Annotated in this window: 10 protein-coding genes; 1 reads left to right on the plus strand and 9 read right to left on the minus strand. The window is 68.3% G+C overall.

The genetic code is table 11. From position 1 onward, the window contains the following. Positions 1 to 39: 39 nt before the first annotated feature. The 6 genes from AB0J66_RS27950 to chvE form a co-directional block, all read right to left on the minus strand. Entirely contained in the window at positions 40 to 1,536 is a 1,497-nt protein-coding gene (locus tag AB0J66_RS27950) for a pectate lyase (RefSeq protein ID WP_364666522.1), read from the minus strand. Positions 1,537 to 1,638: 102 nt separating this feature from the next. Beyond that, positions 1,639 to 4,968 (minus strand): hypothetical protein, encoded by a 3,330-nt coding sequence (locus tag AB0J66_RS27955; RefSeq protein ID WP_364666525.1) that lies wholly within the window; start codon positions 4,966 to 4,968, stop codon positions 1,639 to 1,641. Between the two features lie 50 nt (positions 4,969 to 5,018). Beyond that, the gene (locus AB0J66_RS27960; protein WP_364666527.1) at positions 5,019 to 5,498 is read right to left on the minus strand and encodes a cupin domain-containing protein; all 480 of its coding nucleotides are present in this window, start codon (positions 5,496 to 5,498) and stop codon (positions 5,019 to 5,021) included. A gap of 173 nt (positions 5,499 to 5,671) precedes the next feature. Continuing rightward, positions 5,672 to 6,886 (minus strand): multiple monosaccharide ABC transporter permease, encoded by a 1,215-nt coding sequence (gene mmsB / locus AB0J66_RS27965; RefSeq protein ID WP_364667073.1) that lies wholly within the window; start codon positions 6,884 to 6,886, stop codon positions 5,672 to 5,674. A 32-nt stretch (positions 6,887 to 6,918) separates the two neighbouring features. Further along, complete coding sequence (mmsA, locus tag AB0J66_RS27970; RefSeq protein ID WP_364666530.1) at positions 6,919 to 8,451, minus strand: multiple monosaccharide ABC transporter ATP-binding protein; 1,533 nt, start codon at positions 8,449 to 8,451, stop codon at positions 6,919 to 6,921. Continuing rightward, positions 8,448 to 9,581 carry a multiple monosaccharide ABC transporter substrate-binding protein gene (chvE, locus tag AB0J66_RS27975; RefSeq protein ID WP_364666532.1) on the minus strand — a complete coding sequence of 378 codons (1,134 nt, stop codon included), beginning with the start codon at positions 9,579 to 9,581 and terminating at the stop codon, positions 8,448 to 8,450. Before chvE ends, mmsA begins: the two co-directional genes overlap by 4 nt. A gap of 241 nt (positions 9,582 to 9,822) precedes the next feature. On the opposite strand from chvE, the gene AB0J66_RS27980 reads away from it, so the two are divergent. Beyond that, a complete protein-coding gene (locus tag AB0J66_RS27980) occupies positions 9,823 to 10,767 on the plus strand; it encodes a methyltransferase domain-containing protein (RefSeq protein ID WP_364666535.1) in 945 nt (314 codons plus the stop codon). On the opposite strand, the gene AB0J66_RS27985 is transcribed toward AB0J66_RS27980, so the two are convergent. From AB0J66_RS27985 to AB0J66_RS27995, 3 genes are all read right to left on the minus strand, one after another. Next, the gene (locus AB0J66_RS27985; protein ID WP_364666538.1) at positions 10,728 to 11,495 is read right to left on the minus strand and encodes an SAM-dependent methyltransferase; all 768 of its coding nucleotides are present in this window, start codon (positions 11,493 to 11,495) and stop codon (positions 10,728 to 10,730) included. The genes AB0J66_RS27980 and AB0J66_RS27985 overlap by 40 nt on opposite strands. A 158-nt stretch (positions 11,496 to 11,653) precedes the next feature. Continuing rightward, a complete protein-coding gene (locus AB0J66_RS27990; RefSeq protein WP_364666540.1) occupies positions 11,654 to 11,995 on the minus strand; it encodes an SHOCT domain-containing protein in 342 nt (113 codons plus the stop codon). Positions 11,996 to 12,143: 148 nt separating this feature from the next. After that, on the minus strand, positions 12,144 to 12,722 hold the full coding sequence (locus AB0J66_RS27995) for an HD domain-containing protein (RefSeq protein WP_364666542.1): 579 nt from the start codon (positions 12,720 to 12,722) through the stop codon (positions 12,144 to 12,146). Between the last annotated feature and the right edge of the window lie 76 nt (positions 12,723 to 12,798).

Raw genomic sequence — 12,798 nt, forward strand, 5'->3', positions numbered from 1 at the left:
GGGCGGGGCTGCGCGCCCCCGTACCTGTCATGGGCGGTTCTACTTGAGGGTGATGTTGGTGGCGGTGCAGGACTTGCCGTCCGGGACCGAGCCGATCTGGGTCGGCTCGCCGCTGGTCACACCCTTGAAGAGGGCGCAGATGACGGTCTTGCTGGAGCCGCCGACCACGGTCACGTTGTCCACGGTGGCCACGTCCCCCAGATTGGAGTTGACGCCGACCAGAGCCTTGAGCGGCGTGGTCACAGTGACGTTGGAGACCTGCACCTTGCGGGCGAACTGCTTGGAGCAGTTGCCGCAGGAGCGGTAAAGCTTGCCGATGTCGCTCGCCTGGAAGTCCTTGATGACGAAGGTGCCCGGGCCGTTGTGCTGGAACGTCTTGTCCGAGGCGTGCATGGCGCCGCCGCCGACGACCGTCATGGTCTGGCTCGCCGAGGTGCCCTTGAAGGTGGCGGCGTCCTCACCCACGTCCTGCCACCAGACGTTACGCAGCGTGCAGGTGCCCAGGCAGTGGACGCCGTCGGCGGCCGGACTGCCGATGATGACGTTGGACAGGGTGGCCCCGTCGGCCAGCTGGAACAGCGGGTCCTGGCCCTCGTCCTGCCCGTCGCCGCCCAGGTCACCGCCGCCGACGAAGCGGACGTTGCCGCCGTCGACCGAGCCGGTGATCTTCCGGGTGGCGGTCAGCGTGGTCGTGCCGGCCGGCGTCGGCCACGTGGCCGCCACCGGCTGCGCAGTAACCGTCGGAGCCGGCGTCGTCGGCTTGCTGGTCGCCGTCGGGGTCGCGGTCGGCGGCTTGCTGGTCGCCGTCGGGGTCGCGGTCGGCGGCTTGCTGGTCGTCGTCGGGGTCGCGGTCGGCGGCTTGCTGGTCGTCGTGGCCGTCGGCGCGGTCGTTGCCGGCGCGGCGCCCGGCGCGCTGACCGTGACGTCGTCGAACGAGGCCGAGGCGTTGACGGTGAGCAGGCCGATCCGGCCCCTGGTGAGCTTGGCCGTCGACACGTCGCCGACCACCTTGCCGTCGACGTAGCCGGTCACCCGCTTACCCGAGACGTCCAGGCGCAGCTTGTGCCAGCCGCTGCCCGCCCCGGCCAGGGTCAGCGAGCTGAGCACGGTCACCGTCGAGCCCTTGACCTCCTCGAGCCGGGCCGCGCCGGACACCAGCACCAGCCGCTCGAACTCGTGGGACCCACTGGCCCGGGCCGCGATGCCGGCCGACGCCCCGGCGGACGCCAGGGTCAGCGGCCGCACCGAGGCCTGCACCGAGTAGTCGGTCCAGCTCGTGTCGCCCGCGAAGAACCGGGCCAGCTCGCTGCCGTTGTCCGCCTGCCGCAGCGCCTTGCTGCCGTCGGTCACCACCGACCACGACCCGCCCGACTTCGACCAGCCACCGGTGTCACCGTCCTCGAAGGTGTCCCCGAGCGACGGCGTACCCGCCGCGAACGCCGTCGCGGTCAGCCCGGCGGCCGCGACCGCCACCACGGCGACCCCGCCGATCAGGGCGCCCCGCTTCCGGCGGCCCGAGGCCTGTGCGTGCTTCATGCGTCATCCTCTCGATCATTCAGACATGACCAAGTGGTCGACGGGGACGAAAAGGTTGCTCGCGTTCGAAGAATTTCTCGTGGACCGTTTGCGGTGGGCCGCTCACGAGGCCCTCGATCTGCCCACCGCCCGGAGCGGCACCGTGGCTCGGGCGGCGTCGCCGTCGGTCAGCTCGTACGCCAGCGCGTCGACGATCGCCGGCAACAGCGACGGACGCGTGTCACCGGCGACTGCGGCCACCGAAGCATACTTTTTGATCAAGTCGGATTTCACCATCGATGCCATTTCCGCGTTGGTGCGCATAAGAAGCTTGTAGACCGGCCATCCCAGGTCCTTCTCCTCCGCCGAACCGATCAGGTTGAGCAATGCGAAGGCGCCCGCCACCCGGGCGAAATCAGCGGTGGACGGGTATCGCTGGCCATACCAATCGCCGATGTGCGGCAGCACTTTGAGCAGCTGCGGCCTGGCGATGATGACCGGTACCGCGCGGACGGCCTCCGCCGTGGACGTCACGGCGGCCGCCACGAGATGGGTTGTGTCGTCCGCCGAAAGGCGGCCGCAGTGGATCAGCAAGTACTCCACCACGGCGAACGAAACGGGTGGCCGAAGGTGGCCGATCTGCCCTATCGCCGTCAGCAGTAGCGGCGCGCTGGCCGTCGAAGGGGCGGCGAAGAGGCGGCGCGCGAGAACATCGGAGTACAGCTGAACCGGGCTGGCCGCCGCCGGTACCGGCGTGCCTCGCCAGAGGGCGACACCGACGTGGGCCACCTCGGCGGCGCCGCGATCGAACAGCATGTGCGCCTCGTACACCTCGCGCATGTCGTTCCTGAAGCTGTCGCGGCGAAGCCGCAGGCAGAAGGCGCCGTCATGGACAACCGGCTCGATGGCATGCAGAACGCCGAGCCACGCCGCCTCCTCCAGTCCTGCCTGCATCAGCCGGACGACCGATCGCCACCAGGTCAGCGGCTCCTGTCCCGCTGGCGCGAGATCGGTCAAGGTGATGAATCGGTCGGGCTCCAGCAGGAGGCGGAGCAGGACAAGATTGATGACGTACGCCGCCAGCCGCTGGACCGTGGTCCGGGAGTGCGGGTTGTAGCCGGTCTCCTTGCCGAGAATCCGATGCCGGTCAAGCTTGCTCAGCAGCATTTCCAGCACCTTGCCGCCCGACGTGCGAACTTGCGGATCCATTTTGTCGATGATCTGGCGGAGGAAGTGCACAATGGCGCCATCGGCGATGGGGCGATGCGACAGCAGGGCGTAGAGGACCTCATCCTTGTCCCACGCGACACCGGGACGCAGCCTGCCGTGGATGTAGTCCTCGTACAGGTCGATCAGTTCTCCGGTCCGGTCGACGGCGTGATGGGCGATCAGATATTCGCTGAAGGTGGCGTGCAGGAATTCGTACGTTCTCCGGGCCCGGTCCGGCTCGCCGGTCTCCGACGTGTGAATGAAGAAGAACCGGCCGATGGTGCGCCGCGCCTCACTGAGCGGCTGCAGAAGACCGGGCCGGTCATCCTGCGTCGCGAGCCCTTCGGGATCGAGCGTTTCCAGATCCTTCTGAAGCTGGACATCGGTGACGAACTGTCGGCCACGGTTGAACATCCCGTACGCGGCGATACCCAGCCGCCAGAGTTCGGCGTTCACCATCGGCTCCGGCGGCGCCTCGACGGTGCGATTGTCCCGGTCGGACTTGCGTAGTTCCCGGCGCGTGAATTCGACCAGCAGCTGCTGATAGACGGCCGCCTCGCTGGCGGCGACCGCGTGCCCGCCTGAGGCGGTCGTCTGAATGGCGATCATCAACAGCAGCAGGGGTTGCCGGGCGATGGCACCGACGGCCAGCACAGACGGGAGGGACAAGCCGCCTACCCGGCCGGTCAAGGCGCTCACGTTGGTCTTGTTCCAGGTCGCGATCCACTTCTCGACCTGGCTGTCGGTGAAGTCCTCGAGACGCAGCACCGCGCATCCGTGCGGGATGGCGGCGAGGTCCGCGACCACCTGACGGGAAGTCACGATCACCGCCACCGGTGCGTCCTGGCCGGTCTCGACCCGCTGGAACTCCTGCACCCGGCTGAGATAGCCGGACTCGGTGGTGCCGGTGGCCTGCATCAGCTCGTCCAGACCGTCGAGGAGCACGACACGCGTGGCGCCACCGCCGATTCCCTGATCCGGTGATGTCGCGTCCGCGATCGCCGCCCACCGGGCACGCGCGTGCGTCGACCGGTCGAGCACGTCCTGTATCTGCTGGAAAATCGGCGCGCTGGGGGCTTGGACCTGTCGAAGCGGAACCAGAAACGCGGGGAACGACGTCGACGAGAGCCTGGCCGTCAACACCCGCATCAGCAACGACTTGCCCGCACCCGGGTGTCCGAGGACGACAAGCGGCTGCTGTGTGCTCCGCACGGACGCGAGGTAGCCGATCAGGAACTCGTTCAGGTCCGACCGCACCGGAAAGCCGGCCCACCAGTCCTCACTCGAGGGTTGCGACTTGCCGTCGATGACCGCGAACCGGAACCGGGGAACGATATAGCCGTCTTCGATCGACGGAATGGACACAGCGGTGGTGCCTTCCATCTCACCGATCCTGATGAGCGGCTGAGTGAGAATGGCACGGTTCGCCTTCTCCAGCGCGACCCGGTCGGCCTGCGGTTCCCGCGGACGCGAAAGCAGCGAGAGCACGGTCTCGACCCGGCGCAGCGCGAGATCCTGGTCGCGCAGCGCACCCAGGATGTCGCGGCCGGCCGCCTTGATCGCCCGGTCAGTCGCTCGCTGGCCGCCGAGCATCGCCCAGACCAGGAACTCCGGTACGTCCGACGCCAGGTTGAAGTAGTTCTCCTCGTACCGCTCGACAGCATCGTCCAGCAGTTGACCGAGGAGAGGCTCGTAGCCGAGATCGTTCCAGGCCCGCCGCCACACGGCGATCTTCGTGAAGGAGGCAAAACACCGGGAAAGACCAGCACGCAGCTCCGGAGCGACGTGAAGCTCGAGATTCTGGTCGAAGGAACTGCCGGCCCACGGAACCTCGATACGAGCGCCGAGCAGCGCATCCACCGAGGTCAGGTACTCCTGCGCGACATCCGGTTCGGCGAGGAGGAACCGCTTCTCCTGGTCATTGAGTTGCAGTACGCGATAGGCCGGGCCCAAATGGGTCTGAAGACTGTGGAACATCGCCTCGCCGACGAGGGCGGTGTGCGCCGCGGCGATCAACCTGGCCCGGTCGTAGCCGGCCGCCGAGCCGAGCCGCTCCTGGATCCACGACGTCCCCTTGCCGAGCAGCTTGAGCAGCTCACCCCTCTGGTCGAGCCAGCCCCAGGCCTGGGTCAGCACGGCGTCGCCGGTCGGCAGGGCCACCGCCTCGGCCGAGACGAGTATGCCGCCGAACAGCCGATCCAACGCCCGGACCAGGGCCGGTTGCTCCGCTCCGAGCAGCTTCAAGGGCCGCCGCGCGAGAACGGTGGTGTCGCACCTTCCAGCGTCCCGTGCGGTTATGTGGTCAGGCCGAACCGTTCGACGATTTCCGGCAGCCACTCCGGCTGGCCGAATTGCAAGCCGTAGCGTTCTGCGAGGTCGCCGCCTTCACCGGCCGCCGCCGGGCCGGCCGCGATCAGCTCCGCTACCTCGCGGAAGAAGTGCTCGAAGCCGGCTGGGCTGATGATCTCGATCATCCGGGCCGGCACCGCGCCGGCGTTCCACATCGCGTGCAGCTCCCCGCGGGGCTTGGCGATGTACCCACCGGTACCGAGCACCGCCTCCCGGTCTCCCGACCGGAAGCCGATCTCCCCCTCGAGCACGATCGAGTACTCGTCCTCGCGGGTGTGCAAATGCGGCGCCACGAGCGCGCCCACTGGAAACGGATGTTCGACGATTGCCAGCGCACCCCCGGTGTCCTCACCCCACAGCTTGAAGTGCACGCCGATGTCGCCGAGTTCGCCCACTTTTCCGCCGCCCGGCGGCACCACTGTCACCAACGCCGGCTTCGATGTAGTCATGCGACGTGCCTACCGCATCCCCCCGGTGCCGACCACTGAATTCGGGGCACTTCCGGGCGGTGGCCGGCGTCCTGCGGGGCGCCGCAAAAAGCCCCACCCCCCGTGCCGCAACTACGGCGAGGAGGATGGGGCCGGTGAAACGACGAACCTCAGCGAGACGCCCCCGCACGTCGTTTGGTCCAGATGTCGAAGGCAACCGCCGCGAGCAGGACCGCGCCCTTGACCAGCATGACCTGCTCCGACTCGGCGCCGATGAGGGACATGCCGTTGTTGATGACGCCCATGATGAGGCCGCCGGTGATGGCGCCGACGACCTTGCCGACGCCGCCCTGGACGGCGGCGCCGCCGATGAAGGCGGCCGCGATGGCGTCCAGCTCGAACGAGTTGCCGGCGGTCGGGTTGGCCTGGTTCAGGCGGCCGGCGAAGATGATGCCGGCCAGCGCGGACAACACGCCCATGTTGACGAAGATCCAGAAGACGACCGACTTGACCTTGACGCCGGAGAGCGTCGCGGCCTGCAGGTTGCCGCCGATCGCGTAGATCTGCCGGCCGAAGACGGCCCGGTTGGTCAGCACCGAGTAGCCGATCACGAGCGCGGCCAGCAGCACGAGCACCCACGGCAGGTTGCGGAAGCGGGCCAGCTGGACCACCAGGAACATAACCAGGATTGCCGCCACCACGATCTTCGTGACGAACAGCGCGAACGGCTCGACGGCCTGGGCGTACTTCTGCCGGCCCTTGCGGGCGCGCCACTGCACGAGCACGATGCCGGCCACCGCGGCCACGCCGACGAGCAGCGTGAGCAGGTCGGCCCCGCCCAGCCCGCCGAGGCCGACGTTGCCCAGGTAGCCGTCGATGAAGCCGTTGGACAGCGTACGGACCTCGTCCGGGAACGGGCCGATACCTCGGTTGCCCAGGATCATCAGGGTGACCGCGCGGAACAGCAGCATGCCGGCCAGCGTGACGATGAAGGCCGGGATCCCGAAGTACGCCACCCAGTAGCCCTGCCAGGCGCCGATCAGGCCACCGACCACCAGCGTGATCAGGATGGCCAGCGGCCACGGCACGCTGTGCTCGACCATCAGCACCGCCGCGACCGCGCCACAGGCGGCCACGATCGAGCCCACCGACAGGTCGATGTGCCCGGCGATGATGATCAGGATCATGCCGATGGCGAGGATCAGGATGTACGAGTTCTGGACGACGATGTTGCTGATGTTCTGCGGGGCGAGCAGGTCGCCGCCGGTCAGAATCGTGAACAGCAAGATGATCGCCGCGAACGCGAAGTAGATCCCGCTCTGGCGCAGGTTGATCGAGAGACCGGGCCGGCCCTTGCGGTCGGGTACCGGCGGCGGCGGGTCCATCGACAGGTCGGCGTTGGTCGGTGCCAGGCTGCTCACGAGGAAGCCTCCTGCCCGGCGGTCATCAGGGTCATGAGGCCCTCCTGGGTGGCCTCGGCGCGGGGCACCTCGCCGGTGATCCGCCCCGCCGAGAGCGTGTAGATGCGGTCGCAGAGCCCGAGCAGCTCAGGCAGCTCGGACGAGATGACGAGCACGGCCTTGCCGGCGTCGGCGAGCTCGTTGATGATCGTGTAGATCTCGTACTTGGCGCCGACGTCGATGCCGCGGGTCGGCTCGTCGAGGATCAGCACGTCCGGGTCGGTGAAGATCCACTTCGCCAGGACGACCTTCTGCTGGTTGCCGCCGGAGAGCTTGCCCGTGACGCTCGCGACGCTGGGCGCCTTGATGTTCAGGCTCTTGCGGTAGCCCTCGGCGACCTTGTATTCCTCGTTGTCGTCGACCCAGCCGCCCTTGGCCAGCTTGCCCAGGCCCGCGGCGGAGACGTTGCGCTTGATGTCCTCGATCAGGTTCAGGCCGTACCGCTTGCGGTCCTCCGTGGCGTACGCCAGGCCGTGCTCGATGGCCTCGCCGACGGACCGCAACGTGATCTCCTTGCCGTCCTTGATCAGACGTCCGGAGATGTTCGTTCCGTAGGAACGGCCGAAGATGCTCATGGCGAGCTCGGTGCGCCCGGCGCCCATCAGCCCGGCCAGCCCGACGATCTCGCCCCGGCGCAGCGACAGGTTGGCCCCGCGGACAAGGACCCGGCCGTGCTGGGTGGGGCTGTGCACGGTCCAGTCCTCGACCCGCAGGACCTCGTCGCCGATGGTCGGCTCGTGGGGCGGGAAGCGGTTGTCGAGGTCGCGCCCGACCATGCCGGAGATGATCCGGTCCTCGGTCAGGCCCTCCGACGGCAGCGTGGTGATCGTGTGACCGTCGCGCAGGATGGTCACGCGGTCGGCGATGTCGAGGACCTCGTTGAGCTTGTGCGAGATGATCACACAGGTGATCCCCTCCTCGCGCAGCCCGCGGAGCAGCCCGAGCAGGTGAGCCGAGTCGTCGTCGTTGAGCGCCGCGGTGGGCTCGTCGAGGATCAGCAGCCGCACCTTCTTGGACAGCGCCTTGGCGATCTCGACCAGCTGCTGCTTGCCGACGCCGAGGTCGAGCACCGGGGTGGTCGGGTTCTCGGCCAGCCCGACGCGCCGCAGCAGCTCGGCCGCCGCGGCGTTGGTACGGTTCCAGTCGATCATGCCGCGGGTGGCGAGCTCGTTGCCGAGGAAGATGTTCTCGGCGATCGAGAGGTTCGAGGCGAGCGCCAGCTCCTGGTGGATGATGACGATGCCGCGGTGCTCGCTGTCCCGGATGCCGGCGAACCGGCCGGGCTCACCGTCGAACTCGATCTCACCGTCGTACTCACCGTGGGGGTAGACGCCGGAAAGCACCTTCATCAGGGTGGACTTTCCGGCGCCGTTCTCCCCGCAGATCGCATGGATCTCGCCGCGGAGCACCTCCAGGTTGACGTCGTCGAGCGCGCGAACACCCGGGAACGTCTTGGTGATGCCCCGCATCTGCAGGATGGTGTCACTCATGACCCGAGCTGGGCCTCGGTGTAGTAGCCGGTGTCGACGAGCTCCTTCTTGTAGTTGCTCTTGTCGACGATGACCGAGTCGAGCAGCTGCGCCGGGACGACCTTGACGCCGTTGTTGTAGTCCTTGTCGTTGTTGGTCGTCGGCTTGTTGCCCTTGAGCACCGCGTCGGCCATCTCGACGGTCGTCTTGGCCAGCTGGCGGGTGTCCTTGTAGATCGTCGAGTACTGCTCGTTCGCGATGATCGACTTCACCGAGGCGGCCTCGGCGTCCTGACCGGTGACGATCGGGTACTTCTGCGCGGCCGTACCGTAGCCGTTGCTCTTAAGGGCAGACAGGATGCCGATCGAGAGGCCGTCGTAGGGCGAGAGCACGCCGTCGACCTTCGCGCCGTCCTTGTACGTCGAGGTCAGCAGGTTCTCCATGCGCTCCTGGGCCACCTTGGGCTGCCAGCGCAGGATCGCGACGGTCTTGAAGTCGGTCTGCTTGCTCTTGACGACGATCGTGCCGTCGTCGAGGAACGGCTTGAGCACCTTCATCGCGCCGTTGAAGAAGAACGTGGCGTTGTTGTCGTCGGGCGAGCCGGCGAACAGCTCGACGTTGAACGGGCCCTTGGCCGAGCCCTTAGAGCCGTCGGCGTTGAGCACCTTGAGCCCGGTCAGCAGCGAGGTGGCCTGCTGCACGCCGACCTTCTCGTTGTCGAACGTGGCGTAGTAGTCCACGTTCGGGCTGTTACGGATCAGGCGGTCGTACGCGATGACCGGGATCTTGTTGGCCTTCGCGTTCTCCAGCTGGGTGGTGATCGCGGTGCCGTCGATCGAGGCGATGATCAGCAGCTTGGCGCCCTTGGTGATCTGGTTGTCGAGCTGCTGCGTCTGCGTCGGGATGTCGTCGCCGGCGTACTGGAGGTCGACCTTGTAGCCGAGGCCCTCGAGCTGCTTCTTGACGTTGTCGCCGTCGCTGATCCAGCGCTCCGAGGTCCGCGTCGGCATGGTGACACCGATCAGCGCGCCCGCGTTGTCGCCGCCGGCGCCGGCCTCTTTATCGACGGTCTTCTCGCTCGAACCGCACGCGGTCAGGGCTGTGGCCAGCACGGCGGCGGAAACCACAGCACCCATCCTGGACAGTCTCATGCGGGGGAACTCCTTAGTCGGAAAAATCCGCTCTGAGGGCGGGGGTGCGGTCGAGTGTGAACGCTCACATAGGGGCATGTCAACCGTTCAAAGCAACGTTGCCGACATGAGGCCGAAACTTTGTTATCGATAACAGGTGGGTCTCGGGGGCCTCATTTCCAGGGGCTTTCGTGGTATCGAATGCGCCGATGATCCGGGCGTTTTGCGTAATGCGGGCGGTTCTCCGCCTAGGGTGGGACGCATGCGGTGGACGACCAAGGCCCGTATTCAGCGGATCTGCGCCGCGGCCCCGGGCGGCGACGTCGCGTACCGCCAGATCCAGCGCCGCCTCGGCCGGCTCGCCCCCGACCCGTTCCGCCGCCTGCCGCAGCACGCCGAGATGATGCGCCGCCTGACCGGCCTCGGCCTCACCCTCGACGGCCTGCGCTGCCTCGAGATCGGCACCGGCCACCTCCCGGTCGCCCCCATCGCCATGTACCTGTGCGGCGCCCGCGAGGTCGTCACCGTCGACCTGCACCGCCGCCTGCAGCCCGACCTGACCCGCGCCATGCTGCACAAACTCGTCGATTCGGAGGATCAACTGCTCCGGCTGTACGAGGGCACGGTCGCGCCCCTGACGCTGCGGGCCCGCCTGCGCGTGATCGCCGACCTGGCCGACCGCCCCCGCGAGCTGTTCCGCCGGATCGGCGTGCGCTACCTGGCCCCCGGCGACGCGTCGCGGATGCCCGAACCGGACGGCAGCTTCGACCTCAGCTTCTCGATGACCGTGCTCGAACACGTGACCCCCCGCGCGCTGCGGGCCATCCTGGCCGAGTCGCACCGGCTCCTCGGCCGCGACGGCCTGGCCGCGCACCTCATCGACCCCAGCGATCACTTCGCCCATCAGGACCCCGGCATCACCCGGATCAACTTCCTCCGCTACTCCGCCCGCGAGTGGCTACGGATCGCCGGCAACGAGTACGCGTACTGCAACCGCCTCCGCGCGCCCCAGCTCATCCGGATGTTCACCGACGCCGGCTTCGGCCTGGAACGCTGCGACCGCGTGGTCGACCCGGCCTCCCGCGCGGCGGTGGACGGCGCTTTCCCCGTACATCCGGATTTCGAAGCTTTTGACCCGGTGGACCTGTGCACCACCGAGCTGACGGTCTACGCCCGCCCCAAGGTCTTGATCGCCACCCCGGCATAGCCGTCGACCTCCAGGCCCGAGCCACCCGCGGGCCGCCAGTGGGTGAGCGGGACAACACCAGGCGCGACCAGCTCCAGCCCGTCGAAGAACGCGGCGAAGTCGGCGACCTCGCGCAGGTGGTACGGGACGGCGCCGCTCTCGTTGTACTGCCGGTGCGACTCGATAACCCGCTCGCTGGTCGCCGTCCCGTCCGACACGACCAGGTAGCTGCCACCCGGCAGCCCGTCGACCAGCGCCCGCGTGATCGCCCGCGCCTCACCCGGATCCTCGACGTGCCCCAGCACGCCGAGGAGCATCAGGGCCACCGGCTGCCGCAGGTCGAGCGTCTCGGCCGCGGTCGCGAGGACCGCATCGGTGTCCCGCAGATCGGCCGCGACGTAATGGACGTCGCCGGTGTGCAGCAGCTCCCGCGCGTGGGCCAGCACCAGCGGATCGTTGTCGACGTAGACCGTCCGGCTGCCAGCCGGCACCAGCTCGTGCGTGTTCCCCGCCGCCGGCAGCCCGCTGCCGACATCAAGAAACTGCCGCACCCCGCCGTCCCCGAGAAACCCGACCGCCCGCCGCAGAAACGCCCGCGTCTCTCGAGCCGCGTCAACGATCTCGGGGAAGACGGCGCGCACCTGATCCCCCACCCGACGATCGACCGCGAAGTTGTCCTTGCCCCCAAGCCAGTAGTTCCAGACCCGCGCCGAATGCGGCACGCTCGTGTCCACTGTGTAGTCACTCACTCGCCCAGTCTCCCACCGGCGCCCGGGCCTGGTGTGCCCATCGCCTCGGCACCGGCCGAGGACCGCGCTGCTTGCGGAGGCCGCGGAGACGATCGGCGAGGCGCCCGGCCAGGCCGAGGACGGCGCGGGTGCGCAGGAGGGGTCACCGAAAGAAGTCGTTACTCCGTCGGTGACTTGCCGTCCAGTATCCGAGCGCGCCGCCGTTCGTACTCTTCGGCCGAGAGGATGCCAAGACCTGCGTAGGACCCCTGCTCGTCGCAACTGAAACCCACCGCGAAACTGGCGACCGTGTCTTCAAGCCCGACCCAGGTGACAAGGACGTGCTGTTGCGCCGGCTCCGAGACCACACCGGGGTGCCCGTGCCAGAGCCGATCGCACAGAGGCTCGGCATCTCCCGCACCGACCGTCGTGACGTCGGGGCCGCCCTCCGTCGGACCGAGGTACTCGACGAAGAGCCCTGCGGACAGATGTGAAAGGTCCAAAACGTCTGGCTCGGCCATCACGAAAGGTTACGCGCGGATGTAGCTGCGGGCCCGGGCGGCCGGCGCCGGGGCAGGCGGGGCGGGCCGGGGCCGGTGCGGGGCAGGCCGAAGGGACGCAGCCGGCGCCGGAACCGTCTGCGGCGAGTCGGCGCGGTGGTGCGTCGGCTCAGGTGATGGCGTGGCCGTACTGGGTGGCGAGGGCGGTCAGGTCAGGGAGGCCGAACTCGGCGGTCAGGGTGTCGAATTGGGTGGGCTTGGTGGGGCCGAAGCGGGTGAGGCTGGCGCGGTAGGTGGAGGCGGACACGAAGACCGGTGGGGTGGTTTTGCTGTGGAACTTGTCGGCGTACATCACGAGGGTCTCCTCGGGGGTGACCGGGACGTAGTCGGCCGGGGGCAGCGGTAGGGACTGCCGTTCGATGTCCTCCCGGGTTATGCCTACGCCGGTGTGGCAGGAGCAGAAGCGTTGCAAATGCTCGGGCCAGCCCACCGAGCGCAGCAGCTCGTGCCCGAGCACGCCGTGCCGCAGGTAGCTCTCGCCCGGCGCGAGGCGGTAGACGCCGATGTCGTGCAGCAGCGCGCCCGCCCGCACAAGCGCGACGTCGAACTCGCTCTCCCGGTTGTGCAGCAGCTGCGACGCCACCTCGCAGACGATGCGGCAGTGCGTGTGGACCAGGTCGAACGCCTGCCGGGTGGGCGCGAACCGCTCGTGCAGGGCGCGGATCTGCTCGTCCGTGGGGATCTCCATGACCCCGCCATCCTAGAACCGGACTACGGCGACGTCGGCCTGAAGGCGTAGGTGGCGGACAGCGTCGGATCCATCG

It is taken from the genome of Actinoplanes sp. NPDC049598, from assembly GCF_040675435.1.
Lineage (GTDB): Bacteria > Actinomycetota > Actinomycetes > Mycobacteriales > Micromonosporaceae > Actinoplanes.